23 protein-coding genes are annotated in these 25,445 nt (G+C 37.6%); 5 read left to right on the top strand and 18 right to left on the bottom strand.

From position 1 onward, the window contains the following. Window positions 1-81: 81 nt before the first annotated feature. From FW781_RS01385 to FW781_RS01365, 5 genes are all read right to left on the bottom strand, one after another. Window positions 82-651 carry a Crp/Fnr family transcriptional regulator gene (locus FW781_RS01385; protein WP_149385781.1) on the bottom strand — a complete coding sequence of 190 codons (570 nt, stop codon included), beginning with the start codon at window positions 649-651 and terminating at the stop codon, window positions 82-84. 45 nt (window positions 652-696) lie between these two features. After that, window positions 697-1,455, bottom strand: coding sequence for a siderophore-interacting protein (locus FW781_RS01380; protein ID WP_149385780.1), 759 nt, complete (start codon window positions 1,453-1,455; stop codon window positions 697-699). A gap of 2 nt (window positions 1,456-1,457) precedes the next feature. After that, window positions 1,458-2,633: an MFS transporter gene (locus FW781_RS01375; protein ID WP_149385779.1), complete on the bottom strand. Its 1,176-nt coding sequence runs from the start codon at window positions 2,631-2,633 to the stop codon at window positions 1,458-1,460. A gap of 85 nt (window positions 2,634-2,718) precedes the next feature. Next, complete coding sequence (locus FW781_RS01370; RefSeq protein WP_149385778.1) at window positions 2,719-3,327, bottom strand: hypothetical protein; 609 nt, start codon at window positions 3,325-3,327, stop codon at window positions 2,719-2,721. Between the two features lie 579 nt (window positions 3,328-3,906). Beyond that, window positions 3,907-4,689: a helix-turn-helix domain-containing protein gene (locus FW781_RS01365; RefSeq protein WP_149385777.1), complete on the bottom strand. Its 783-nt coding sequence runs from the start codon at window positions 4,687-4,689 to the stop codon at window positions 3,907-3,909. 71 nt (window positions 4,690-4,760) lie between these two features. Here FW781_RS01365 and FW781_RS01360 point away from each other — a divergent pair, with 71 nt between their 5' ends. Further along, window positions 4,761-5,966, top strand: coding sequence for a CynX/NimT family MFS transporter (locus tag FW781_RS01360; protein ID WP_228720110.1), 1,206 nt, complete (start codon window positions 4,761-4,763; stop codon window positions 5,964-5,966). A gap of 12 nt (window positions 5,967-5,978) precedes the next feature. On the opposite strand, the gene FW781_RS01355 is transcribed toward FW781_RS01360, so the two are convergent. Beyond that, window positions 5,979-6,686 carry a DUF421 domain-containing protein gene (locus FW781_RS01355; protein WP_149385776.1) on the bottom strand — a complete coding sequence of 236 codons (708 nt, stop codon included), beginning with the start codon at window positions 6,684-6,686 and terminating at the stop codon, window positions 5,979-5,981. A 56-nt stretch (window positions 6,687-6,742) separates the two neighbouring features. Continuing rightward, entirely contained in the window at window positions 6,743-7,513 is a 771-nt protein-coding gene (locus FW781_RS01350) for an MBL fold metallo-hydrolase (protein ID WP_149385775.1), read from the bottom strand. Window positions 7,514-7,605: 92 nt separating this feature from the next. Here FW781_RS01350 and FW781_RS01345 point away from each other — a divergent pair, with 92 nt between their 5' ends. The 3 genes from FW781_RS01345 to FW781_RS01335 all read left to right on the top strand — a co-directional run bounded on the left by FW781_RS01345 (window position 7,606) and on the right by FW781_RS01335 (window position 10,141). Beyond that, window positions 7,606-7,920 (top strand): winged helix-turn-helix transcriptional regulator, encoded by a 315-nt coding sequence (locus FW781_RS01345; protein WP_149385774.1) that lies wholly within the window; start codon window positions 7,606-7,608, stop codon window positions 7,918-7,920. A gap of 177 nt (window positions 7,921-8,097) precedes the next feature. Then, complete coding sequence (locus FW781_RS01340) at window positions 8,098-9,549, top strand: T9SS type A sorting domain-containing protein (RefSeq protein WP_149385773.1); 1,452 nt, start codon at window positions 8,098-8,100, stop codon at window positions 9,547-9,549. 40 nt (window positions 9,550-9,589) lie between these two features. Further along, window positions 9,590-10,141, top strand: coding sequence for a hypothetical protein (locus tag FW781_RS01335; protein WP_149385772.1), 552 nt, complete (start codon window positions 9,590-9,592; stop codon window positions 10,139-10,141). Between the two features lie 104 nt (window positions 10,142-10,245). Here FW781_RS01335 and bioA read toward each other — a convergent pair whose 3' ends face one another. The 5 genes from bioA to FW781_RS01310 form a co-directional block, all read right to left on the bottom strand. Beyond that, the gene (bioA, locus tag FW781_RS01330) at window positions 10,246-11,538 is read right to left on the bottom strand and encodes an adenosylmethionine--8-amino-7-oxononanoate transaminase (protein ID WP_149385771.1); all 1,293 of its coding nucleotides are present in this window, start codon (window positions 11,536-11,538) and stop codon (window positions 10,246-10,248) included. A gap of 299 nt (window positions 11,539-11,837) precedes the next feature. Then, window positions 11,838-12,821, bottom strand: a complete 984-nt coding sequence (gene bioB, locus FW781_RS01325) for a biotin synthase BioB (RefSeq protein WP_149385770.1) — start codon at window positions 12,819-12,821, stop codon at window positions 11,838-11,840. Then, window positions 12,821-13,435 (bottom strand): dethiobiotin synthase, encoded by a 615-nt coding sequence (gene bioD / locus FW781_RS01320; protein WP_149385769.1) that lies wholly within the window; start codon window positions 13,433-13,435, stop codon window positions 12,821-12,823. The genes bioB and bioD overlap by 1 nt, the downstream gene beginning before the upstream one ends. A gap of 54 nt (window positions 13,436-13,489) precedes the next feature. After that, window positions 13,490-14,599 (bottom strand): aminotransferase class I/II-fold pyridoxal phosphate-dependent enzyme, encoded by a 1,110-nt coding sequence (locus FW781_RS01315; RefSeq protein WP_149385768.1) that lies wholly within the window; start codon window positions 14,597-14,599, stop codon window positions 13,490-13,492. Next, a complete protein-coding gene (locus FW781_RS01310; RefSeq protein WP_149385767.1) occupies window positions 14,592-15,215 on the bottom strand; it encodes a hypothetical protein in 624 nt (207 codons plus the stop codon). The genes FW781_RS01315 and FW781_RS01310 overlap by 8 nt, the downstream gene beginning before the upstream one ends. A 66-nt stretch (window positions 15,216-15,281) precedes the next feature. On the opposite strand from FW781_RS01310, the gene FW781_RS01305 reads away from it, so the two are divergent. Next, a complete protein-coding gene (locus FW781_RS01305; RefSeq protein ID WP_149385766.1) occupies window positions 15,282-16,772 on the top strand; it encodes an aminotransferase-like domain-containing protein in 1,491 nt (496 codons plus the stop codon). A gap of 170 nt (window positions 16,773-16,942) precedes the next feature. Here FW781_RS01305 and FW781_RS01300 read toward each other — a convergent pair whose 3' ends face one another. Genes FW781_RS01300 through FW781_RS01275 form a run of 6 tightly spaced genes read right to left on the bottom strand, consistent with a single transcriptional unit; the run spans window position 16,943 to window position 25,439 of the window. Next, window positions 16,943-18,130: a PepSY-associated TM helix domain-containing protein gene (locus tag FW781_RS01300; RefSeq protein ID WP_149385765.1), complete on the bottom strand. Its 1,188-nt coding sequence runs from the start codon at window positions 18,128-18,130 to the stop codon at window positions 16,943-16,945. A 2-nt stretch (window positions 18,131-18,132) separates the two neighbouring features. Then, the gene (locus FW781_RS01295; protein ID WP_172625639.1) at window positions 18,133-20,601 is read right to left on the bottom strand and encodes a TonB-dependent receptor; all 2,469 of its coding nucleotides are present in this window, start codon (window positions 20,599-20,601) and stop codon (window positions 18,133-18,135) included. After that, window positions 20,588-21,976 carry an AMP-binding protein gene (locus FW781_RS01290; protein ID WP_149385764.1) on the bottom strand — a complete coding sequence of 463 codons (1,389 nt, stop codon included), beginning with the start codon at window positions 21,974-21,976 and terminating at the stop codon, window positions 20,588-20,590. The genes FW781_RS01295 and FW781_RS01290 overlap by 14 nt, the downstream gene beginning before the upstream one ends. 4 nt (window positions 21,977-21,980) lie before the next feature. Further along, window positions 21,981-22,226, bottom strand: a complete 246-nt coding sequence (locus FW781_RS01285) for an acyl carrier protein (RefSeq protein WP_047374822.1) — start codon at window positions 22,224-22,226, stop codon at window positions 21,981-21,983. 1 nt (window position 22,227) lies between these two features. Further along, window positions 22,228-23,631 (bottom strand): MATE family efflux transporter, encoded by a 1,404-nt coding sequence (locus tag FW781_RS01280; protein WP_149385763.1) that lies wholly within the window; start codon window positions 23,629-23,631, stop codon window positions 22,228-22,230. Beyond that, a complete protein-coding gene (locus tag FW781_RS01275) occupies window positions 23,628-25,439 on the bottom strand; it encodes an IucA/IucC family protein (protein WP_149385762.1) in 1,812 nt (603 codons plus the stop codon). Before FW781_RS01275 ends, FW781_RS01280 begins: the two co-directional genes overlap by 4 nt. Window positions 25,440-25,445 lie beyond the last annotated feature (6 nt).

The following is a 25,445-nucleotide window of genomic DNA, read 5'->3' as shown; positions in this document are numbered from 1 at the left end:
TGAACGATTTATTAACTTTTGCAGTTATATAAATTAAATTAAAAAAATTAGGCAGGCTTAAATTATTCTGTCAAACAAAAGTCAAAGTTTTGATTTCAATCTACTTAAAGTTTCCTGGGAGATATTAAGATAGGAAGCTACCATTTTATTAGAAAGTCGTCTTACTACAACGGGATTTTCATTCAGCAGCTGACGGTACTTTTCAAGGGCATCCTGAACAAGGAAAGACATCAGCCTCTTCGTATTATTCACATACGCTGTTTCCAGATATATTCTGTAAAATTTTTCCCATTGCGGAATAATATCCAAGAGATGGTAAAATTTTTCATGACTAATATAATATACTTCTGAATCCTCAACGGCCTGAATAAATTCGTCAGAGGGTTCAGAAGTAATAAAACTGGTTAGTGCTGTTGCAAACTGATTTTCAAATGCAAAATATCGCGTGGAATCCTGCCCTTCTTCATTGATAAAAAATATACGGAGACAACCGTTTACAACAAAAAAAGTACGTTGGCTGTGCTGTCCGTTGGTAAGGAGCGTCTCATTCTTTTTTAACTGAACAAGTCTGAAATAAGAAAGAATAGTATTCAATTCTTCATCAGTTACCGATATTCTGTTTTTAATATATGAAGCTAAAAGTTCCTGCATGTAAGCAAAAGTAGTGATAAAAAGGTTTTTGCTTACTATTTTTATCTAAACTGTCCGGATATTTTCCGCCTGTCCTGCTTTCCAGTACGAGCAGATATATAAACCATGGGGATCCCATTGCAGGGTTGTTTTAAAATGATTACGAAGTTCACGAACTGTTGTATATTCTGCAGCGATATACACATATTCTTTTAAAACTCCAGGCGGAAACTGAACAGATTTTACAGCTTCTGCAAGCCGGCTACCCTCTTCCGGGTGAGGATTATACAGCCATTCGACTGAAATATCTGCTGCAGAGCACAGAATAAGTTCATCTTCTTTGCTTACCACCTCTAATAATATCTTTGCGGATACATAAGGCGGAAACTGCTCGGCAATAGCACAAATGACAGGTAATGCTGTTGCATCTCCTGCCAGCAGATAAAAATCAGCATCGGGAACTAAAGGTTTTGTACTTTCTTTCATCCCAATTTCCAAAGAATCGCCAGGATTCGCTTGTAAAGCCCATGCAGAAGCAGGCCCGTTATCACCATGGGCAACGAAATCTATCGTTAATTCCCGGTTTTCCAGGTCAATTTTTCTGTTGGTATATGTTCTTATTAAGGGAGTACTTCCCTCTTCAGTTGGAATAAAGATTTTATTATTAGAGCCGGAGCGTACACTGGCTAGCAATTCCGTCTGATTTTCATCGATTTCAAATACTACACGGATAAGATGTGGGGTGAGATACCGTTTATTTTTAATGATAAATGCAGAACGTATTTTTTTCGTTTTCTCTGCTTGAGTGATTATAGAATTTTCCATTTTTATTTTTTATTAAATAATAAAATAATCATTGATACCATACAGCTGATCCCCCCAAAAAGGTAAACTGCCTGATAATCAAACCAGCCTGCAATCAGTCCGGCAATAGGACCTGCTAATCCTAATGAAAGATCAACAAAAGATACATACGCTCCCAATGCTGTTCCTCTCATTTGTGGTTTTACTTTTTGAATAGCAAGAACTCCCAAAGCCGGAAAGACTAATGAAAATCCAACCCCGGTCAATCCACATCCGATAACGGCTAATGTTTTGGAAGCAGATGTCCAGATCAGCAGCTGTCCTGCCACTTCGATGATCAGAGAGATTAAAGCAATCTTAAAACCTCCGTATTTATCAGGAAATGAAGCAAATAAAATTCGGGTAAGAACGTAGCATATTCCGAAAACCATAAAGGCAAGTGAAGCATCCCCCCAATTCTTTTGTGAGAAAAACAAAGCAATAAAAGAAGCAATACAGCCAAAAGCCATTGATGAAAATGCAAGACTCAGTCCCTGGCCTGATATTGCACCGATCACTTTATAGAAAGGCGTCCGTAAATGATCTTTATCTACAGGAATAGAAGGAAGTTTTGCAGTAGAAAGCCAGCTTACAAGCGGAAGTAAGGCAATAAGAACAAAGGCCGGCAGGATATTATATTCTTTGCTTAGCCAGATGCTTAGGGGCGCTCCAATTGCTATTCCGGCATACATAGCAATACCGTTCCATGTCATTACTTTCCCCGATTTAGACTGTCCTGCCAGGCCTATTCCCCACGTCAGTGCTCCCGTAACCAGAAAACTTTCGCCAATACCATGGATGATTCTTGCTGCTAACAGAAATAGAATTGCCATCAGCGGGTGAGCCTGAAATAGTACTGCCAGTACATAAACGATTCCGGCGATAACCGCTAATACTACGCCGGACATCTTACTTTTCTTAGCTCCTTTCGTATCTGTTATTTTTCCGGAATAAGCACGGGTTAAAAGTGTTGACAGCGATTGTAATCCAATAACAAGGCCTATCATAATGCTGTCAAAACCTAATGTCTTCTGGACAAACCCTGGAAGTACTCCCAAAGAAATTCCTATGGTAAGATAAACTCCGAATACCGAAATGATAATGGGAACGGTTGCCTGATAGAAATTAATAGCCTGCCCTTTTTCTAATGTTGTACTCATAAATTTTGTTTAAAATATTCGGGTGCAAATGTCCCTGTACAACAAATACCAAACTTTGATCTAGATCAAAAAAGGTAGAAAAAGGTTACTCAAAATCCAATAAACCGTCAGTAAGCTGTTTCCATTGTATTTTAGCGACTCCCATCATTCCTCCTGCAGCAGTAGCAAGATTTCTGATAATATCAAGGAACTTGGCATTCAGATTAGGTCTTTCATTTCGTCCGTACACTGCGGCTTTTACATGAGTGGGACTTTTTGAGATCATAAAAGTAGAAGTTGCTGCGGAACTGTAAAAGTGAGCAATATGACGGTTTTTTTTATCTTCCGGATTTCTGGATGGCCTGCAGGTCATTGTTATACTTTCAGCAAAGCTGTTCTGATAAAAACAGATATCTGTAATTTCTACCCAATCATATCCTTTGGCTTCAGGTTCTCCCGGTCCCGGAATATCAATCCTGACAAAATCTCCTTTTTGCGGCTCTCGATCTACAGGATAGCCACTGAAATCATATAGTTTAAATGCTGCAAATGCCTCACCACAATAACTTTGCCACTTATTCACTGAGAAAAATCTCTCCTTTAATGTTTCAAATTTTAACGACATGGAGTCCTGATCAAATAGTTTTCTGGTTTCCGTATCATGGAACCCTCCGAATTTTTGTTTAGGGACTCCTTTAAATTTTTTTGGCTTCATGCAATATGTTTTGGAGAAATTACGGCAAAAATTCTATAGAATTTTATGAGTAGAGTCACAAAAAAGTTAAACAATTGTTTGAGTATTGTTTTAAAGAAGCTTTATTTTTATAATAATTCACTTTTTATAATTGTTCTGATTAGGCTAAAAAACGGCACACAATTCATCAGAGCGCGAATTATATTTAGCAGGATATGTTTTTGTGTAAAGAATTTCGGAATCCTAAAGAAAACTAAAATCATTTAGAGAATAATTATTTTTACTTAAAATAAATAATTATTAAAAAAAATAGGCTTATGATGTTTTGCATAACATGATTTTTGTTTATATTTGTGAATCGAAATAATTTTTTTTCATCATTTGTGTTTTTTTAAGGTCTCCATTCGTGGAGACCTTTTTATTTCTAAGAATGTCATAATTGAATATTGACCACTGAAGTGGAAAATGATATAAAATGTGAATTATATCCTTTTTCAAACAAGTCAATTGCTTTTAGATAAAGGATTACACAAAGTATTAAGATCTCAATAAGTCTCTTTTCCTCTATATTTCGACCGCTTCTGCTGGTGCTTTAAACGGCTATTGAATTGTTTTAATAAAATCTGTGGGTCTGAACTGCATCACAGACAGAAAACTTCTGGTATACGCTTGTACACTCTTATACCCTACTTCATAAGCTGTTTCTGAAATAGTAAGATGACCAGCACTCAGAAGCTCCAGACTTTTAATGATACGAAGCATCTGCTGGTATTTACTTAAGGTGAGCCCGGTTTCTTTTTTGAAGATACGTTCTAATGTACGGAAAGACAAAAGCGCTGTATCGCTGAGATCGTCCATTTTAATTTCATCCCGGTAGTGGTGATGAAGATGCTCAATAACTTTTGTAAGGCGCTGGTCTTTTGGAAGACTGATATGGAGAGTTAATGAATGTTCAACAAATCGTGGAAGTTCGTTGAACAATGCTTTCAGAAATAAGTTTTCATCATGGTCCGGAGTCATTTGCTTGGACCATTTTTCTGCATATTTTATCATTTCCTTTAAAACCGGAGGAACAGAAAATACATTGATCTTATGATAAAAGGAATTTTTCGTTCTGATATCAGCAAACATGATCATCAGTTTGATCTTTTCGGAATGTGAATTGGTTTTATGAACGGCATTGGGAGGAATCCATACAGCATGATTTTGTGGAAGCAGATAAATTTTTTCATCAATGGTAATGTACTGAAAACCACTTTCCACATATACGAGCTGGCCTTTCTGATGGTGGTGAAGAACGTCATCATGAACCCAGTTTTCTTCAAACCATACAAAATAAGGCTTCTTCAGATCATCTATTTTTATATTATCATTAGCATTCATGTCGTTTTAGGTTAAAACTTTGGCAAAATTAAACAAAATTACTATATTAATTTTGCAGAAAAGTTTTTATTATGATGAAGAATGAAGTAAAAAAGAATGCTTCGTATATTTTATTAATCATTAATGTTCTGGTAGTTATATTAATTTCCAGTAACCTCCGTTCACCGATTGTGGCCGTAGCTCCTGTATTGGGTGAAGTAAGAGATGCATTGAAACTGGATAATTTTCAGGTAAGTCTGCTTACCTCTATTCCACTGTTTATGTTTGCAGCCTGCTCTGTACTGGTCAGCAGATTTTCTAATAAGTTTGGAATCAGCAAACTTCTGATGTATTCTCTGATTATTTTAAGTTTTGGGTTGTTTTTAAGAATCAGCGGATCTCTTTGGCTGCTATTTTTAGGTTCTATATTCATTGGTTTAGGAATATGTATTGGAAATGTGGTCACTCCGGGATATGTTAAAAATAATTTCCCGAAACAGATTGGGCTTATGACAGGGATTTTTGCCGTATCCATGAATCTTACAGCGGCCCTGGCTTCTGGTTTTAGTGTGAAGATTGGGGAACTGACAGGGTTTGGATGGAAAGGTTCTCTAGGAATTTGGCTGGTTATCGCGGCATTGGGTTTCCTTGTTTTGGCATTGGAATTTATCTTTAATAAAAGAAATCCGAATCCTCCTAAAATGGCACTCAGTACTTCCGATTTTAATATGTTCAAATCTGCACAGGCATGGAATATCAGTATTTTTATGGGTCTGCAGTCTTTATTTTATTATTGTCTGGTAGCCTGGCTGCCTTCATTTCTTGCAGATTTTCATATGCAGGGAGAAAGCTCCGGATGGGTCTTCTTTGTGATTCAGATTACGATGATTCCTGTGACGTTCTGCTGCCCTATTATTGCCAGCAAGATGAAAGATCAGAGACTGATGATTCTTTTTATATGCGCTCTGATGTTCGGAAGTACGATGATGTTTGTATTCCTGAAATCTCAGTGGATTTATGTGAATGCTGTAATCATAGGAATTTCCAACGGTTTGTCTTTCAGTTTATCTATCCTGTTCTTTTCTACAAGAACCAAAAGCAGTATCAATGCTGTTAAAATTTCCGGAATGGCTCAGTCTGTCGGATATCTGATTGCTGCATTTGGTCCTCCGTTATTTGGAAAACTGCATGATTGGGATGTTTCCTGGAACAGCTCATTTTATCTATTAAGTTTTGCGGTAATGCTGATGCTGTATTTTGGAATGAAAGCTGCGAGAAATAAGTATGTTGAGGATTAGGATGGTCAAAGGTCAGGTGACACGTCTTTTATTGCTGGATGCTACCCATTCTTCTTTTTGGCATTTTGGGCAGCGTCCGGCATTACCCGCTTTTTTATGCTCTGTATACCCACAGAATATACAGGAGTAATGTTTATCCTCATGAATATATTGTAATGGATTAAGTAATGAGCCTGGCATAATAGGAAGCCCATATCTTACAGATTCATCTTCTAAAAAGAATACACTGATCTCTCCTGATATTTCTTCTATAGCCATTTCAATCTGTCCAAGTTGCGAAATTCCTTTTAGTCTCAACTCTGCAAAGAATTCGTCACTCCCAAGGTTTTCTTTTTGAAAGTTTTTAATTGAAAATTCGCCATTTTCTACCAGGCAGATGGATTTTCCTTCTACAAGATTTTCAAAACGTTTACTTTTTCCGATAAAATGGGTCACAATAGAATATAGAAGAATAATAACAATAAAAACAATAAGGGATGAAATAATTCCGACATCCTTATTAAACATAGGATCTCCTGCTGCCGATCCCAGGCCAATAATGACTACCAATTCAAAGATTGAGAGCTGTTTTACCCCTCTTTTTCCTAAAATTCTAAGTCCTAAGATAATAGCAATGAACATAATCATGGTACGAAGAATGATCTCTAAAAGAAAAGACCATTCTTCGTGTCCCAATAATAATTCTTTCCAATCAAGATGTAAGAGAAAAGCAGACAGCATACCAATTATTTATCAGAAAATATTCAAAAAATAAGCCATAACGCCTGTTATTTATTTCATATCTGTTTCAGGCTTATCTCTTCTCCGTCTTTCAATATGAAACATTGATTTTCGAGTTTTTTTTCTGTTATTTTTCCCTGAATAAATTTTCTGTCTTCTCTGCAATGGCTTACCGCTTCCAGATGAGTGATCCAAACAGTGGATTCCGGAGCATATTTACAAACTTTTATAATATCTTCACTGGTCATAATAATAGGATCTCCCACCATAAAAGTGGCAGCCCCACCTGCAACAATGATGTGTTGTGGCTGATGCTTTTCAATTTCCCGGGCAATTTCATCATACCAGATGGTGTCTCCTGCGATATAAACGGATATATTTTCTGTTTTAAAAATAAAACCATTTACAATTCCCATTTTCTCTCCAATTTCTCCGGTTCCATGCTGGCCTTTGGTTGTAGATATCTCAATATTTCTCCATTGTACGCTGTCACTAACAGAGATGATATTTGTAAAACCTTGTTCTGCAATTTGCTCAGAAATAATACCTGAACAGATGATCGGAATATTTTTATCAAGAAGTTCGATAGCAGCAGTGTCCCAATGATCAGGATGAAGATGAGTAACAGCTACAGCATCTACTTTTTCAAGTTTTTGATTTAATTCTTCTTTGCTAAAAGGCAGGTCTACCAAAGGATTCAGTAATTCGTTGTCTACCATTGGAAATTTACCAAGAGAGCCTTTTTCTCCAAGCATTGGATCTACGAGGATGGAAATTCCATCAATATTCAATAGCAATGTTGCATTGCGCCATAATTGTAATTTCATTTTGACTAAGTTTGTATAGCAAAGCTATTGCCCGATCGGGGTAAAACAATCGAAGGTTACCAAAAGGTTAACCATAAATATTCAACTGACTTATGAATTTTGAAGAATTTAAAAACTGTGGATTAAGACGGAGCCTTAATATCCTTTCGGGAAAATGGAAACCGCTGATTCTGCATAATCTTTTTGAGGAAGACAAAGTACGTTTTGTGGAACTTTGGCGGAATATGCCAAGGGTTTCCAAGAAAGTTCTTGCAGAGCAGTTGAAACAGCTTGAAGAAGATTTAATCATTGAGCGGATTGAAGTCTACAATTTTCCACCTGAAGTGTATTATAAATTAACAGAAAAAGGCCAAAAATTGGGTCCCATTCTTTCTGAACTACACTTATGGGGAAATGGTCTGGGGTAATAACTATTTTTGAATACTGGCTGGCTTTATTCTAATAAAATGCCTCTCATAAAGCAAAATTTAAGCATCTCTTTATTTTTCTAAAATTTTATCATACATTTGAAAACACAACCTTAAAATTATATACTTACATAGGTTACATTATAACCTCAAAATTTTTATTAAAAAAACCAAACAATGAAAAAACAATTATTATTTGTGCTTACTCTCGTGGCACAAGCTTCTTTTGCACAAATTATTTCTAAAGATCCTGCGTTTGCTTCAAACGGAATTTATACCCTTCCCGCAGGAAGCTCATATTTAGGAACGGGAAGCACCTATGCAGGAGAACTAACTGAAACGACAAATTCAGTATTTTATAAATCCTATAATACCAGCACCAACCAATTAATTATTTCTAAAGCGACAACTTACAGTGGCTCTTTAGATTTGACTTTTGGCACGAATGGCAACATTGCATTGAAATACAATGATGGTTCTCTATTTGGATGTATAAGACATACCGATGATAAGTTAACTCTACTACTCAAGCGCTATGATTCTACAAACAGCACCTATTATTTGGATGTTGTTCGAGTACTTCCGAATGGGCAGTTAGACCCTTCATTTGGAAATGGAGGAATAAAAGCATTAGCCAATTTATCTGTTTCTTTTGAATTGACTAATCTTATACAGCAGGGAAATAAAATTCTTGTTTCAGGAATAAGTATGGATTCTTTTGGACAAACTGACGGGAAAACTCATACCTTGAGATTAAATTCGGATGGTACATCAGACAATAGCTTTGGTACTAACGGAGAAATACTGACTTATCAACAGAATCCCTTTCAGACTTCTTATCTTCCTCGTATCATTTTAGATAATCAGCTTAATCTTCTTTTTTTTGGAAATGGTACAATAAAAAAATACACTGTTGACGGGCAGCCTATGACTGGTTTTGGTAATAACGGAGAAGTTTTGTTTAGCGGAGAACCCAGTATCGTAAAAGTAGATTCTGCGGATAAAATTGTATATGCAAAGAATGATTTAATGTGGCAGACACCGCCCACTTTAGGAAGGCTTAATGCCGATGGCACACCAGATACCACATTCAGTTATAATGGTATTGTTGGTCTGGAATTTCGTGATATCTATGAAAAAAATGGTTCTTATTATATTGCAGGCTTTGCTGACCTTAATAATAATGGATCCACTTATTATTATATATCCAGGCTGAATCAAAATGGAGCTGTTGATCCTGTATTTGGAGAATATATAGAAAATGATCCTAATTTACTCTACCATAATATTAATGCAATAAAGGTTTTTGATAATAATATCATTGTGAGCACAGATGGAGAAACATTAAATATTGTAAAATATCTTGTAAACGGCACCACTACATTAGCAACAAAGGGAACGGTAAAAAACAATCCTGAAATTACTTTTGAAAGCCCTGTACAGCACAATTTAATGTACCAGTCAAAAGAAAAAATTGATAAAATAGAGATCTATACTGTCGGTGGAAAACTATTAAAAACTGTAATAGAAAATAATGCTGATGTTTCTGAACTTTCTGAAGGAGTTTATTTTGCAAAAACTATTTTTGAAAATGGAAGATTCACTACAAAAAAATTAATTAAGAAGTAGAAAAAATATAAATTTAAAAAAACTAATAACAACTCTGTAAATGAAAAGAATCATTGTTTTGATTTCCTTTGTATCAGGTATATGGGCAGCTGCTCAAATCGCACCACCTCCTATTCAAAGATCTTCGCCAACCTCACGTGGACTTACCATCAATTCAAGAAAAGGGACATTAATTGAGAAGAAGATTATTAATGTAGGCAAGTTTAAAACCCTGAATATTCAAAAAATTGCAACGAAAGACGCTTCGGATAATTCTTCAGAAACTTTTCTGGGGATTATGTACGAATATGAAACCTTCGACGAAATATCCAAAAAAACACTTACCGTTGATAAAAATGAGTTGGGAAAATTGATTCAGGCTCTTCATACTGTGGAACAGAAAGAAAATAAAAAATCAAATCAGGAAACCAAATATAAGTTTATCACCATGAGTAACATTGAATTTGGAAGTGTATACCGCGAGAAGCTTTCCTCTTGGGTCAACTATATAAAAATTCCGTCAAGCCATTATAATCAGAGTCTGCTTGAATTCAGTAAAGAAGAACTGAATGAATTGATTGGCATTTTAAAAAAAGCTGAGCAGGAGCTCTAGACAATCAGGCAATTATTGCTGAATATAACCTTAAAAACCTTATAGATTTCCAAAATCTATAAGGTTTAAAAAAATTAAAAAAAATTATTACCTGAAGGGATCGTTTAATCTTTAAACTGATCCAGAACTTCCATAATATTCTGATATACAAAATCCAATTCTTCGGATGTAATACAATATGGCGGAACCAGATAAATTACATTTCCCAACGGTCTCATAACAATCCCTCTCTGCAAGAATTCATTGTAAAGCTTCTTCCCTATTTCATTGAAATAAGAAGTGTCATTCCCGGTTTTGAAATCGAAGGCTAAAATAGTCCCGATCTGACGAACCTTTTCTACATGAGGATGAAAAGCAAGTGCTTTCACAAACTCTGAATGCTGATGAGTGATGCGGTTGATATTCATTTGAGTTTCATTTGTCAATAGCAGTTCCATACTGGCCAGCGCTGCAGTACAGGCCAAAGGATTGGCTGTAAATGAATGCCCGTGAAATAAGGTTTTATAGCGGTCATCCGAAAGAAAACCGTTGTAAATTTCATTGGAGCATGTGGTGATTCCCATTGGCATTGTTCCTCCCGTTAAACCTTTTGAAAAACACATAATGTCCGGCTTTTCTGTAAGATAATCTGCTGCGAAAAGCTTACCCGTTCTTCCAAATCCTGTAAATACTTCATCCTGAATCATAAGAATTCCTTCTTCTCTGCAGAATTTCATCAACTGGCTAAGGTCTTCAGCATTATACATTAGCATTCCCGCCGCACCCTGAACCAATGGCTCATAGATAAAGCAAGCCACTTCATCAGCCAGATCTTTAATCTGTTTTTGAAGGCTTTCCAGGTTTTCAGCATTAGGGGTATCAATAAAAACAACTTCAAACAGCATGCTTTCAAAAGGTCTTGTCCAAAAGCTTTTGCCACTTACAGACATTGCTCCGAAAGTATCTCCGTGATAGGCATTTTTAAAAGCTAAAATCTTCGTCTTCTTTTTTTCTTTATTGTATGCATATTGAATACACATTTTTAAAGCAACTTCTACTGCTGTAGAGCCATTATCAGAATAAAAAACCTTTTCCTGGCCAGCCGGAAGAAGTTTGAGTAAATTTTCCGAAAGCTTTATAGCAGGCTCATGGGTGAATCCTGCAAAAATAACCTGTTCCAGTGTGTTTAACTGCTCAAAAACACGCTGCGCAATATAAGGATGAGAATGCCCATGCAGCGTCACCCACCATGAAGAAACGACATCCAGATATTTTTTTCCTTCAGTATCATAAAGATAAATCCCTTTTCCTTTTACAATAGGAATAATGTCATCAGCCGTTTTCATCTGGGTATAGGGATGCCAGTTGACGGCTCTGTCTCTTTGCTGCAGACTGATTTCTTTTGTTATTGTATTCATATATTGATGTAAAGAGTAGAAATGAGTGATGTAGTGCTTTAGTTTTAACGCTATGATCGTTAAGTTTTTCACTTTGGATGCTGTTGTTTTGAGTTCACAAAGGCGTTTCACTAAGCAATAATAAACATTCTGCCTTGCTGAATAGAATGCCTTTGCGAGTGAAGTATTCTTAGGGCTAATCAATATATCTTTGCGAATCTTAGCGTTAAATATTGATGAAATTATCTATCAATTTTGTAATAAAAACGATAATGCTAATCACCCAGCTCATCACTCATTATTTTATCATTTATAATTTTCTAGCAGCATGTTTCTTTTTTCATCATAGGTTTCAATCCTAATGTCTGCAGCATCTGCATATCTTCAGAAACTCCCGGATTAGGGGTAACTAATAGCGTTTCTCTTTCCCCTGTGAAAATAGAATTGGCTCCTGCCATAAAACACCACGCCTGTTCTGTCTCAGACATTTCTATACGTCCGGCACTTAATCTTACCATAGAAGATGGCATTACGATTCTTGCGGTAGCGATCATTCTTACCATTTCCCAGGTATCTACTTTTTCATTATCTTCCAAAGGAGTTCCCGCTACTCTTGCTAATGCATTGATAGGCACAGATTCCGGATGTTTTGGCATTGTTGCCAGCGTCAGAAGCATTGAAATTCTGTCTCTATGTGTTTCACCAAGCCCGATAATTCCTCCGGAACACACGGTGATCCCTGCATTTCTTACGTTGTTGATGGTGTTGATTCTGTTGTCAAAAGTTCTGGTAGAAATGATCTCTTCGTAATACTGTTCAGAAGTATCAAGATTATGATTGTAGGCATATAATCCTGCTTCCTGTAGTCTTACAGCCTGTTCTTCCGTAAGCATTCCCAAAGTACAGCAAACTTCTAATCCAAGTTCATTTACGCTTTTTACCATATCAATCACTCTGTCAAAATCACGATTGTTACGAACTTCACGCCATGCTGCCGCCATACAGAACCTTGATGATCCGGAATCTTTCGCTTTCTGAGCATGGGCAATTACAGTTTCTGTAGGTAATAAAGCCTGCACTTTGATATTGGTGTGATAGCGGGCTGCCTGTCCGCAGTACGAGCAGTCTTCAGGACATCCGCCGGTTTTGATGGATAATAAAGTGGAAATCTGTACTTCAGAAGGATCATGCCATTCGCGGTGTACGGTTGCTGCTTTATAGATCAATTCCATCAGAGGAAGGTGATAAATCTCTTCGATTTCTTCTTTGGTCCAGTTGTTTCTCAATGTTGTTTTTGTATCCATTATCCTATTTTTGTTATTGTTAATTGCTTTGCAGCGTTTTTTATAGATTCTTTGTCAGTATTGCTGATCTCCGGAATCTTTATGATTTTTGTTTCTTTTTCAATAAAACTGCAGATCACTCTTTCAGTATCTTCGGGAAAGTCTCCGTTAAGAATTAAATATTCCAATGGGATCTCTCTCTGTTGTAATGCTATGATTGATAATAAGCTGTGATTAATACATCCCAGATAATTTCTTACAACCAATGCAGCCGGAAGGTTTAATTCTTCAATCAAATCGATCATAAATGTAGTGTCAGATAAGGGTACCATAAGACCTCCTGCTCCTTCTACAATCAATGGATTTCCGGTTTTGGGGAGTTGAAAATCATTCAGATTGATGATAATATTTTCTTCTCTTGCAGACTGATGTGGTGATGCAGCCAATTGCAGACGATAGGTTTCCGGATGACAGATGTCTGTGTCTGTCCATGCATCAATCTTATCACTGTCTGTATAATGCAGGTCTCCGGACTGTATAGGTTTCCAGTATTCTGTTTTAAAATGCTGAACCAAAACAGCTGAACAAACTGTTTTTCCGATTTCGGTTCCTATTCCTGTTATAAATAATTTCATATGTTTCGAGATTCGGGATTCATGTTCCGGGGTTTGAAAGCTTATTTTTTTGTTTTAAACAAATTCTTTAATAATTCCTGTTAGTTTCACAATTTCTTCTTCCGTATTAAAGCTGTGAAGACATATTCTTAACCGCTCGCTTCCTTCTTTTACTGTAGGGCTGTATATCGCATAGGTTAAAAAACCTTCTTCAGATAAAGTATCCTGTAATTGTTTCAGTTTTTGATTATCAGGAATTACAATAGCCTGAACCGGGCTTGTTTCCATTGATGGAGACTGTAGATTTTGGCTTCGGAAAATTTTAATATTGTCCTGAAGTTGTATCCCCAGATCATGATTTTGATCTAAAAATTCATATCCTGTTTTTATACTCACCCACTGGAAATCCTGTGCGGAGGTACTATAAATGAACGGACTTGCAAAATTGATCAGGTAGGATTTCTCCGTTTCATTACAAAGAATTGCAGCTCCATGGCCACCGAGTGCTTTTCCATAGGTCACCACTGCTGCTGAAATTTGATGTTGTAATTGATACTTTTCAATCAATCCATATCCAAATACTCCAAATGCATGGGCTTCATCCACAATCAGAGAGGCTTTATACTGATCAGCAAGCTGAGCGATTTCCTGAATAGGCGCAAAATCTCCCTCCATGGAGTAAAGACTTTCAATGGCGATATAGCATTGGTTTTCCTGTCTTTTTAAAATGTTTTCAAGATCCTCAAGGTCATTATGCCTGAACTTTAATTTTTTAGCATTCGACAATTTGCAGCCATCATGTACCGACCGGTGAATCTGTTCGTCTACAATAACAACATCTTGACGGCTGGGAAGCGTAGAAAATAAGGCCAGATTCGCATTGTATCCGGACGGAAAAAGTAATGCTGACTCAAACTTATGTTTCTGAGCAATGCAATTCTCTACAGAAACCGCAATATCACTGTTTCCACTGATTAACCTTGAACCTGTACTTCCTGAAAGCAATTGGGGGTTATTTATAATCTTTTGCAGCAGTAAATGTTGAAGTTCTTTACTTTTTGCAAACCCAAGATAATCATTGGAGTAAAAATCAGCTCCATCGGATTGAAGCCGCAAACGCCTTAGCGTTCCCTCCTCTTTCCTTTTATTAAGAGATTCCTGAAAACGAGTGCTGTTGCTAAGCATAATTCAACTGAGCGACTTCTTGGGTAATAGCATTAATCCACTCTTCATGCAGTTCTTTTTCTATAGTAAGAATACATTCTGCGTGTTCTTTCCAGTCAGGCGAAAATTCGTTGAGCTGGTTAATCATTTCTTCCAGATGTCCTTCTTCTTCAAGGATAATAGATTTTACCATGATTCTGGAAGATGCTTCGGTAAGAACCTGTTGATAAACCGGATAAAGCTCATCAGCCCGTACTTCAATGGCATAGGTTACAAAAAGATAGGCGGCATATTTAATATCTGTTTTATTAAGATTGAAAGCTTCCTGAAGATAACGACAGGCTTTTATATCTAATGAGTGAAGATATTGGCTTGTTGCTATGGGAGCCAGAAGCTCTGTGCTTTCATAAGTTTTGCATAATTCAGGATCTATTTTCCCAATCTGTTTTTTTAGATAATAAGCATGGCGGTGTTCTTCAGCAGCATGTTTCAGCTGGATCTGAGAAACCAATGTCGGATGTTCACATTTTGATATTTTTCTTGCACCGGCGTTTTCCATAAAAGAAAGGGTATTCAGCCATTTGGCATGGGTGCTTCCTTCCTGTACAATTTTTTTTAACAGATGATGAAATTCCATAGATTTTTATTTTGATGTCAAAAGTAGTATATTGCCGGATGGTTACATGGTGCCAGTTTTGATATTATGGATAGTCCGGTTAAAATTCCCTATGAAAGTTTCATTAAGATTGATAGAAAATCAGAGACATCTATCTATTTGCAGATTGCTAATCAGCTGATCAATTCGATCCAAAGAGGATTTTTGCCATTTGGAACAAAGCTTCCCGGTACAAGAATGTTCAGTGAAATGCTGGAAATCCATAGAAATACAGCTGTTGCTGTGTATGATGAATTGTCAGCTCAGGGCTGGACTGAGAGTTTTCCGAACAAAGGAACATTTGTGATCGGAAAAGACCAGGAAAAACCTGTTAAATTGAACAATTTTGAGCACAATAATCTTCAAAACTATCCGATAACGACCGGTTTTTCATTTAAAACATCCAATATTCTTGATAATCCCTTTGAACATTCAGACTGTGAATATATCTTCAATGATGGGGTGCCGGATATCCGTTTAACACAAATCGGACAACATTCGCGGTTTTACAGTTCTATTCTGAAACGTAAATCTAATCAGAAAACGCTTGGCCATTATAATCATGACGGGAGTGAGTTTTTTAAAGAACATTTATCACAATACCTGAATCTTTCCCGTGGCCTTCCTATTTCCAAGAACAATCTGCTTATCACCCGAAGTACAGAAATGAGCATTTATATTGTTTCCGAAATTCTTCTTTCCGCTGGTGATACCGTATTGGTAGGAGCTTTGAGTTATTTCTCCGTTAATATGATCTTTATGAAGGCTGGCGTTAACATTGTTTCCATTCCTATTGATGAGGAAGGAATTATGGTGGAAAGCGTGCGCGAAGCCTGCAAAAAGCAAAAAATACGGATGCTTTACCTGACACCTCATCACCACTATCCTACTACGGTTGCTTTGAGCGCCCAGAGAAGATTTGAGCTATTGGAACTAGCGAATGAATACGGATTTATTATTCTGGAAGACGATTATGATTATGAGTTTCATTATGACAAGAGTCCTATTCTTCCTTTAGCCAGTGCTGATACAAACGGAATGGTAATCTATATCGGTTCTTTCGGAAAATCACTGGCTCCTGGATTCAGGACAGGATTTATTGTTGCTCCGGAAAATCTGATGACAGAAATGCGTAAATATCTGGGAATTATTGACCGCCAGGGTGATATTCTGATGGAAAGAGCACTTGGAGAAATGATTGCAGAAGGTGAAATCAACCGTTATCTAAAAAAATCTTTAAAAGTCTATCAGGAAAGGCGTGATTATTTTGCAATGTTGCTGGAAGAAAATCTGGGTGATTTGATCTCTTTTCAAAAACCTTCCGGAGGTCTAGCCATTTGGCTGGAATGGAATATTCCTTTAAACCTGATGCAGCTGAGCCGAAACTGTGCAAAAGACAACCTTTTCATTCCCAAAACACTATTGTATCAGAATAAAGGCCTTACCGCAATGCGACTGGGTTTTGGCGATCTTAATTTTGAAGAAATGAACAAAGGGATTGAAGTTTTTTCAAAAAATGTGAAGGGATTGATAAGCTGATTGTTTTATTAGTTGGAAACGCGAAGGCGCAAATAAGGGCCAAAACAATGTGTTTTAAGGCGCAAGGATTTTATCTCCGATAAAATTGATACTGGATAATATGAAGTTCTAACCTTTTAAATTGATTTTGTGGTTTAAAAAAAGCAAAAGCCCCTTTACAGAGGCTTTTATTAGTATTGAGAAGGAAAAATCACTTTGTTTTTCTTATGTTTTGGTTTCTTCTTTTTCTTATTCAAATAGATGATAAAACCGGTAATGGGAAGTGACAAAGCAATGATAGCTGCCAGAAAATAGATAATTCTCGTAGTCAGTCCCAGAATATTTCCGGTGTGAAGATCATAATTTCTTTCTCTTAATGCGGTTCCATATCCGATATTTTTGTTTTTATAAGATTGAGATTTTAAAATATCTCCCGAATACTGATCAAAATTAAAATGTTCATTTCTGTATTGCCTTCCATCATAAGTAAGCTCGGCATAATAGGTTCCCTCTTCAGATCTTGGAAAATTGATAAGCGCTGATTTCTTATCTTTAAGTCCCTTTTCCATAGTATTTCCAATCAGATTGAGAATATTATTCCGGTTTGAAAATTCTTCAGAAGGGATTGTACTTTTGGCTTTCTTTTCTGTGAGAGTATTTCCGTTCAATGTGTTCTTTACCCATTGGTCTGCATCTTCAAAGCTCCATATCAATGCTGAATAAGAGATCAGAAGCAAAGGAATTACAGCGTAGAACCCCAGTACATTATGAACATCGTAGTTAATTCTCTTCCAATTGGCGGATGTTTTAATGAAGAACATTCCTTTCAGCATGCTTTTGCTCATTTTACGGGGATACCATATCACGAGCCCCGATAAAAGGATAATTGCAAAAATCAATGTGGAGTAACCGGTAATTGTTTTTCCAACTTTCTCTCCCAGCAGAAGTCTTCTGTGAAGATCCAGTACAATTTCAAAGAAATCTTTTTTGGCATCTTCTACTTCCTGTACTTTTCCAGTGTAAGGATCTACATAAATCCGGTAATAATAAAGATAAGTTCCCCAATACGTCCATGCTTTGTCGTCCATTTTCAGTGTGCGGAAGATATAGGTTCGTGAGGGATCGGAAGGTATTACCACTCTTTTGACTTTCAAGCCATCAGGAAGTGCTTTTTCTGCTTTTTCCGTAAGTTGAGATAATTCAAGCCTTTTTCTACCGATGTTTTCAACGAAATATCTGTTAGGGTGAACAATATGTTTTAATTCTTCTTCAAAAGCCAGAATACATCCGGTAGCAGCCATAATAACAACTATAAGCCCGGACGTTAGTCCGAGCCATAGATGTAACTGATATGCAATTTTTCTAAACTTTAACTTCATTCTTAAAATTTAAAGCTAACCTCAGCAACAAAATTACGAGGCATCTGAGCTACTACAACTCCCTGCCCTGCAAAATATTGTACATTACCCAGATTATTCATTTTAAATCCTAATCTGTATCTTTCTTTTTCAAGGGAAATGGAAGCATTGACTAAAGTATAGGCAGGAAATGCAAACTGTCCGGTAACGACCTTGTTTCCGGTAATCTGTTTTCCTACACGGTTTACCCCAAAGCCGACTCCAAGTCCCTGAAGTCCTCTGATAGGAAGAATATAACTTATCCATGAATTGAATACATTCGCCGGCCCTGCAGATTCTGGACGACGGCCATCTACAGCGGGATCTGCTTTTTCATATCTACTGTGGTTGTAGGCGTATCCAGCCATAATATTCAATCCCTGAACAGGATTCATGATCGTTTCAATTTCAATTCCTTTACTTCTCTGTGTCCCATCCTGAACTACAATATTGTATTCTTTTCCGTCGCGGATCACTCCGGTTCCTCTCTGGATATTGTCTACAAGAATGTCATAATATGAAACGGTAAAGTTAACTTTGTTTCTCCAAAGGTTTCCTTTGACTCCTACTTCCCACTGGTTGGCCATCTGTGGTTTCATATCTCCGCTGTAATCAGCCAATTGTTGTGTAACAGGTGCTGTATAGCTGAAACCATTCATATAGTTACCATAAGCAGATAGTTGATCTTTAAGGATTTGATAGACAACACCTACTTTTGGGGACCATGCTGTTTGTTTGAATTCTCCTGCTCGTTTGTTGTCATTCAAATTAAGTTGTCCTTTACTTTCATAGTGGTCCATACGCAAACTGATCAAGGTAATCAAACGGTCAGTAATATGGGTTACATTTGAGATATAAGCTCCATAAAGATTGGATGCGGTGGTATTTCGTACCAATGGAGATTTACCCGCCTGGATTGCAGTTTGGGTAAAAGCCTGAATTTTTTGCAGCGCCAGATCTTTGGATATGTTACCATATATTCCTGTCACTGGTGCAACCACTGGTCCTGAAAGATTTGTCCCATCAATATAATCATATACCACAATCGGGGAATGGTTATTGTTGATGGTCTGATTGAGATAATCTAACCCAATCAGCACTTTATTTTTAATTTTACCGATGTTAAATTCTCCATTAAAGTTCTGTTGAACACTTGTAGAAGAGGCTTCTGAATTCTGCCACTGTACATTACGTTCCAGTATCGCATCACTTGTATTTCCTCTGATGAACTGATATTGGTACAAACCTTCTGTTTTTCTGAAGTTTCTTGAAAGCAAGGTTTGTGAAGTCCATTTATCCGCAATTTTGTAGACAGCCTCAGCTTTTACATTGATAGACGGAGCTTTTAAGGTCATATCATTATTGGAGTAAGATCTTTTCCAGTCAAAGCCAAGTTCATCCGGGTTATGAGCGAAATAAGGTCTTGTTCTCGCCAGGAAAATAATCGGTGTATTGGTTCCTTCATAATTGTAGATCTGAGCTCCAAGGTTGAACTTAAGTCTGTCATTCACCTGATAACTTATCGTAGGTGCCACAAAGAATGATTTTCTGAATTCAGAATCTCTGAAACCATTTTGGTACTGATAAGCAGCATTTAAACGGAACAGCATATTTCGTGATTCTGTAATAGGGCCGTAAACATCAGCGGTTACACGATTCAGATTGTAACTTCCCATAAGATAAGAAGCCTCGCCACCGAAATAATCTTTTGGTTTTTTGGTTACAGCATTGATAAGGCCTCCAAAAGAAGTTACCGCACCTCCATATAAAGTTCCTGAAGGGCCTTTGATCACTTCCAGACGTTCGATGTCAGCAGGATCTATCTCACCATTGGTATTTGCCGGAACACCATCCACCATAGATACTTTGGTGGGGAAACCCCTAAGGCTGTAGTAGAAACTTCCGTCTCCTGAACCTCTTCCCGGGCTTCCCTGCATTTTTACCATACCCGGAACATTTTTCAGTACTTCCGAAATATCGTAAGTAAGCTGTTCTTTCATGATCTGCTGGTTGATACTTGTATAAGCCTGTGGATTTTCAAGAACTTTCAAAGGCATCTTAGCCACTGAAGTACTGTCTTTATCCAAAAATTTATTTCTGCTCACTGCATATACAGTAATTCCCTCAATCACATTATTGTGTAATGGGGCGTAGATAGCAGGGATTTCGTTAACATCTTTCTGAATGTGGATTTGCTCCCTCATCAGCTCGATGTCATTTAAAACCACCTGAAGCGTATATTCTCCAGGTGGTACATTTTCAAAGTAATATTCTCCTAAATTATTTGTTTTTGCCTGATAAGACGTGTTGACAAGCCTTAAAATTGCATTTTTTACCGGTGACTTTTCAGACAGCATGATCTTGCCATGAACTCTGTCGCCCTGCTGAGCAGAAAGCGAATTTGAAGATAAAGCAAGACCAAGAAGTAATATAAGGGTTTTAGATGTTTTCATGCTGTAAGTTTTGTAGCAGGGGATAGTTTATTTTACCGTTTTGTGATAATGGGAATGATTCTATAAGTTCGACGCGTACATATTGCGGGTTGATACGCAGTTTATTTTTAATGGTTTCGGTGATGATCTGAGGATCAATGTCCGGATTGTCATACAGCACAACGATTTTTTTATCATTAGCATTCAGACATACGAAGGTATTGCCCTGCATTTCATTTTTAAGAATAAATTCTACCTCATCCAGATTCAGGCGTATGCCGAAAAGCTTCATGATTCGCTTTATCCTTCCTGTGATATAGTAAATTCCGTTGTCACCTTTTCTGGCTGTATCTCCGGTATGAAGTACAGAAGGCTGGTCATACGTTGTAAGATCTTCCAGTTTATTGGCATATCCTCCGAAAATACTGACATGAGAAAAGAGCAATTCATCCGTTTCAGGATCAATTTTGAAGCTTCCTCTTTCTACCACATTTCCGATTGATGTTTCTTCTTCCAGCAATCCGTCTGTAGTAAGATAAGCCATTCTTCCTCCTGCTTCCGTCTGTCCGTATTGTGCAAAGAAATCTTTTTTAAATTCGTGACAATAAGAGAAAATAGTTTTTCTCAATTCAGCGTTGATCACGCCTCCGGTATGGGTAAAATATCTAAGACTTGGAGAATCTTTTCTGAAAAACCCTATTCTGTTCAGGTTTTCATAAAGGAAAGGAACTCCGCCCAAAGTACTGTAGCCGTACTCCTCCATTTCGTCCCAGAATGCTTTTTGCATAATATCTTTATCTGTACACACGATTCTTCCGGCGCGCATACAGTTGGTGGTGAAAATAGAGAACCCGTACACAAAGTTGATCGGAACGTTTAAAGGAACTACATCCGTTCCCTGAATCGGCATGTACTGAAGAATGCTCAAAGCATTCTGATAAAGGCTTTCATCTGATAATTTAACCAGTTTCGGTACACCTGTTGTTCCTGAAGTGCTCAATAGGATTTTGATATCAGGATGAATGGTAACTTCACTCTTATAATCATCCTTTGCAAAGATCTTTATATGGTCTGAGAATGCTTTCAGAGTGTATCCTTCAATGGTTTCTCTTTGGGGGTCAAAGATGTATTTGGGACGGTACTCCGCCTCGATACGTGCTTTGAATTCCTCATGCAGTTTCTGTCCCAGTAAGGCAATCGTGTGCGCTGTACCATAAAAATTGAGGAGAACCTCAATACCGGGCAGCTGATTGTCATTGTACAAAAAGAGAAGCCCTTTTTCTACGGGGTTTAAGCCTAAAGACCGGTACAGCGTTCCCACCGGTATTGTTGTACCGGTGGAAGCATCTGTAAACCCCAAGTCCTTATTGGCAATTACATTTTCTAAAATTTTCATATGCTTAGTTTTCTACGAATACTTCGTATTTTTTCATTTTTTCGCGAATCTTTCCGACGGTTCCCATCTCCAGAATATCATTAAAGTCAAACTTGATCTGATAAAACTGCTCAAGCGCTTCTACGATAAGAAGATGAGACATGGAATCCCATTCCGGGATTTCCTGATACGTTAGTTTTTCATCTACCAATTCTTTTTTTATGGCGATGGCAGAGGCGATAATTTCATAAAATTCTTCTGTAGTGTTCATTTTAAATTTTTATAGTTTTCCATTTTCCATTTCTAAAAATCATTAGGAATAGCACGGCCAAAACAATTTCCGAAGAAACGATAGCCGTAAATATCCCTCTCAGTTCCCACTGAAATCTTACTCCTAAGAGATAAGCCAGAGGAAGCTGGATCACATAAAACATCACAAGGTACAGCAGAGTAACCTGCAGAATGTTTCCTGCCGCATTCAGAGCACGGCTGATCACCATTGTAAATCCTAATAGCAAATAAGCCATAGAAACCACATGGATATATTGAACTGCATATCTTGCGACGTCCGGTTCTGTAGTGAAAAATTTCACCACATATTCCGCTGCAATCTGCCAGAATAAGGCTACAATTACCAGATAAGTCATGTTGATTGTTCCGGCTCTCCATACTGTTTTTTCAGCACGTTCAGGCTCTCCTGCACCCAGATTCTGTCCTGTAAGAACTCCCGCCGCATTCCCTATTCCCCATGCAGGCATCGTTGCTACTGAAGCAATACGCTGAGCGATAATATATCCTGCAAGAGCAGTAGTTCCGAAAGTAGATATGATCTTCACCATAATCAGCCAGCTGGATGTCGGGATGATATACTGCACCAATCCACCAAAGGCTATTTTCAGAATCTTCTGTAGTAAGGGTACATCAAGCTGAAAAGGTACTCTGATGCTGATGCTGGTTTTTCCGGACAGAAATATAAAGGCCTGGTATAAGACTCCTAGCAATCTTGATAAAACGGTAGCATAAGCCAATCCCATCAACCCGAAAGCAGGGATAAATCCTAATCCGAAAACAAGGATTACTGCAAAGATGATATTGGAAATATGACAGATCCAAAGCGACTTCATAGCAATATCTGCATCACCGGCACCTCTGAAAAGTCCGTTCACCGACAGACGGAGAATCACAAGTCCGATACTCAGAAAGACCAGTCTTGAAAAAGATATTCCATCAGCTACGGCATTGGCATTGACGCCCAGGAAATCGACAATTTCAGCAGAGAAATAACAGGAGATACCACCAATAAGTACGGCAAAAAATAAGGACAGCAGTATAATATACTGAGCGGTTCTGCCCATTCCTTCTTTATCCTTTTCACCGGCTCTTCTTGCAATAAGTGTTGCTGCTGCAATACCAAGTCCTACTGCGATGGCATAAGCAAAGTTGATGTAATTGTCTGTAATCCCTACAAGACCTAGAACTTTGTCTCCTAATTTTGCAATAATCAAAAGGTTGACGCTTACAAAGACAGACTCCATTACAAGCTCCATCACCATAGGAATGGCAAGGCTAAAGATAGAGCGGTTGATGCTTCCGGAAGTCAACTCGACCTTTTTCCCGGCTACAGCTCCATAGGCAAAAACCGCTCCTTCTTTTAGTATATGCAGGAATTTCCTCATACTGCTGCTACTGAATTTTTATTGGCAATCTGATACAGCGGATTCGGCAATGCTCCATCTTTTCTCGGAATGGCAAATGCCTTGTTTTCGCTGTAACCATTATTTTTCAGACGCAGACTGTTGATATAGAATCTTTTGAATGCTGGCACGTACAGGTCATATTTTTCATATCGCTCCTGAAGATGAGTATTTTCAGCTTTATAGTTTTCTACACAGTGGTGAACCAGTTCCCAGAATGTTTCTTCTTTAAAATCAGAATATGTATGCAGAGCATTTGACAGATATCTGAAGAAGGCATCAAAAACTCCTAATAAAATAAACAACGGGATATTTTCTTTATTGGAAGACTGGATCAAACCGCCTGCAAGATGCGCAGGAAGCTTTTCTCTTGCTTCTGTTGTTAAAACAATATCGTCCACAAAATCTTTGATCACAATTCTTTGTGGAACTCCGTTTTTCAAAACAACCATAATGTTTTCTCCATGAGGAGTTACACATAATGAATGGGTGTAATAAATATGCAATAAAGGCGTAAGATAAGCATCAAGATAGCTTGCAACCCATTCTTTGATACTCAGACCTGCTTTTTCTGCAAATGCCTGAACTAATGGAACTCCACTTTCGTCTACATAAAGTAAAGACGCCATGGTTACCATTTGCTCATCCTCTTTCAGATAATTTTCAGCACTTTCTCTCCATAATGCTCCAAGGAATTCATTATACTGATAAGGTACGCTGGCAATAGCTCCGTATTGTGGGTGCAGATAAGTAATTGCGGCTTCTTCTCCTAAGAAAATGGTTTCTTTATTTTCGAGATATGCATCATCTTTTATTAACCCCTTTACCCAATCTGTAATGGCCGGCGCAATTTTCATCTGTTTAGGAGACAGTCCTCTGATATTTCCTGTACTCAGAATAGAAACAGCGGTCTTCAGATATCTTTTCTTGGGATGATCTACATTGAACAAAGTACGGATACTCTGCTGTGGGCTGTAGGTATCACTTCCCTCTCCCAATTGGATTAAAAGTCCGGAAGCAATATCTCCGGCAAAATGAATCTGAAGCTTATGCTCCCACTGCCATGGATGTACTGGGATAAAATGATAATCCTCAGCAATTTTCCCTTGGCTCAATAGCTGCTGCTGAAAATCATTATACAAAAGATCTCCTATTTCGGAACGGTAAAATTCTTCTCTGTTGATATGTTCCAAAGACTGGAATGATGATCTGCTTGTATGGGAAGCCAGCCAGATTACTTTTAAATTTTCATCTGCTTCAGGAGCAAATGTTTTCAGATCCCGTGGAGAAAAACCTAGCCGGCTTTTGTTCACAATTACCCATGGATGTCCGGTCATATTATGCTCTACGGTCTGATAATCTGCATCTGCAAGATCTTTTGAAGACATTACTCCTTTGGATAAGATTAAAGCATCACAATACAGCGTATGCAGTAATTCTTCTGTATATCTTGCAATGGTATAAGGATCTAAGTCGAATACAGACTGCATTTCCAGGAAGAAAGCGGCTACATCCACAGAAGATTGATCTTCATTGTTTTCAGTTTTTGTAATGCTCTCTTTATCAATATGCCAGTAATCCATCATTCTTTCCTGTCCACGGAAGCTGTAGGTAATATTTTCAAGTCCCGTTTCAAGTTTGAAAACGGTATATCCGTCTTTATCTTCAAAAGCAGCCACGGGTTTTAGAAGCTCCTCATGCATCAGTTCTGCGATGGTTTTGGCCATTAGGTTTCTGTTGGCCTGATTCCAGTTTTCCTGGCTTACTGTATTTTTTAAGTTGGTGTTCATTTTTTA

It is taken from the genome of Chryseobacterium panacisoli (assembly GCF_008274625.1).
In the GTDB taxonomy this organism is placed as follows: Bacteria; Bacteroidota; Bacteroidia; order Flavobacteriales; family Weeksellaceae; genus Chryseobacterium; species Chryseobacterium panacisoli.
This window is presented reverse-complemented; position numbering and strand designations above follow the sequence as displayed.

Excerpts from the sequence above, each read along its gene's own strand:
- FW781_RS01385 (WP_149385781.1), bottom strand. The coding sequence starts at position 651 with ATGCAGGAACTTTTAGCTTCATATATTAAAAACAGAATATCGGTAACT.
- FW781_RS01380 (WP_149385780.1), bottom strand. The coding sequence starts at position 1,455 with ATGGAAAATTCTATAATCACTCAAGCAGAGAAAACGAAAAAAATACGT.
- FW781_RS01375 (WP_149385779.1), bottom strand. The coding sequence starts at position 2,633 with ATGAGTACAACATTAGAAAAAGGGCAGGCTATTAATTTCTATCAGGCA.
- FW781_RS01370 (WP_149385778.1), bottom strand. The coding sequence starts at position 3,327 with ATGAAGCCAAAAAAATTTAAAGGAGTCCCTAAACAAAAATTCGGAGGG.
- FW781_RS01365 (WP_149385777.1), bottom strand. The coding sequence starts at position 4,689 with ATGAATGCTAATGATAATATAAAAATAGATGATCTGAAGAAGCCTTAT.
- FW781_RS01360 (WP_228720110.1), top strand. The coding sequence starts at position 4,761 with ATGATGAAGAATGAAGTAAAAAAGAATGCTTCGTATATTTTATTAATC.
- FW781_RS01355 (WP_149385776.1), bottom strand. The coding sequence starts at position 6,686 with ATGCTGTCTGCTTTTCTCTTACATCTTGATTGGAAAGAATTATTATTG.
- FW781_RS01350 (WP_149385775.1), bottom strand. The coding sequence starts at position 7,513 with ATGAAATTACAATTATGGCGCAATGCAACATTGCTATTGAATATTGAT.
- FW781_RS01345 (WP_149385774.1), top strand. The coding sequence starts at position 7,606 with ATGAATTTTGAAGAATTTAAAAACTGTGGATTAAGACGGAGCCTTAAT.
- FW781_RS01340 (WP_149385773.1), top strand. The coding sequence starts at position 8,098 with ATGAAAAAACAATTATTATTTGTGCTTACTCTCGTGGCACAAGCTTCT.
- FW781_RS01335 (WP_149385772.1), top strand. The coding sequence starts at position 9,590 with ATGAAAAGAATCATTGTTTTGATTTCCTTTGTATCAGGTATATGGGCA.
- bioA (WP_149385771.1), bottom strand. The coding sequence starts at position 11,538 with ATGAATACAATAACAAAAGAAATCAGTCTGCAGCAAAGAGACAGAGCC.
- bioB (WP_149385770.1), bottom strand. The coding sequence starts at position 12,821 with ATGGATACAAAAACAACATTGAGAAACAACTGGACCAAAGAAGAAATC.
- bioD (WP_149385769.1), bottom strand. The coding sequence starts at position 13,435 with ATGAAATTATTTATAACAGGAATAGGAACCGAAATCGGAAAAACAGTT.
- FW781_RS01315 (WP_149385768.1), bottom strand. The coding sequence starts at position 14,599 with ATGCTTAGCAACAGCACTCGTTTTCAGGAATCTCTTAATAAAAGGAAA.
- FW781_RS01310 (WP_149385767.1), bottom strand. The coding sequence starts at position 15,215 with ATGGAATTTCATCATCTGTTAAAAAAAATTGTACAGGAAGGAAGCACC.
- FW781_RS01305 (WP_149385766.1), top strand. The coding sequence starts at position 15,282 with ATGGATAGTCCGGTTAAAATTCCCTATGAAAGTTTCATTAAGATTGAT.
- FW781_RS01300 (WP_149385765.1), bottom strand. The coding sequence starts at position 18,130 with ATGAAGTTAAAGTTTAGAAAAATTGCATATCAGTTACATCTATGGCTC.
- FW781_RS01295 (WP_172625639.1), bottom strand. The coding sequence starts at position 20,601 with ATGAAAACATCTAAAACCCTTATATTACTTCTTGGTCTTGCTTTATCT.
- FW781_RS01290 (WP_149385764.1), bottom strand. The coding sequence starts at position 21,976 with ATGAAAATTTTAGAAAATGTAATTGCCAATAAGGACTTGGGGTTTACA.
- FW781_RS01285 (WP_047374822.1), bottom strand. The coding sequence starts at position 22,226 with ATGAACACTACAGAAGAATTTTATGAAATTATCGCCTCTGCCATCGCC.
- FW781_RS01280 (WP_149385763.1), bottom strand. The coding sequence starts at position 23,631 with ATGAGGAAATTCCTGCATATACTAAAAGAAGGAGCGGTTTTTGCCTAT.
- FW781_RS01275 (WP_149385762.1), bottom strand. The coding sequence starts at position 25,439 with ATGAACACCAACTTAAAAAATACAGTAAGCCAGGAAAACTGGAATCAG.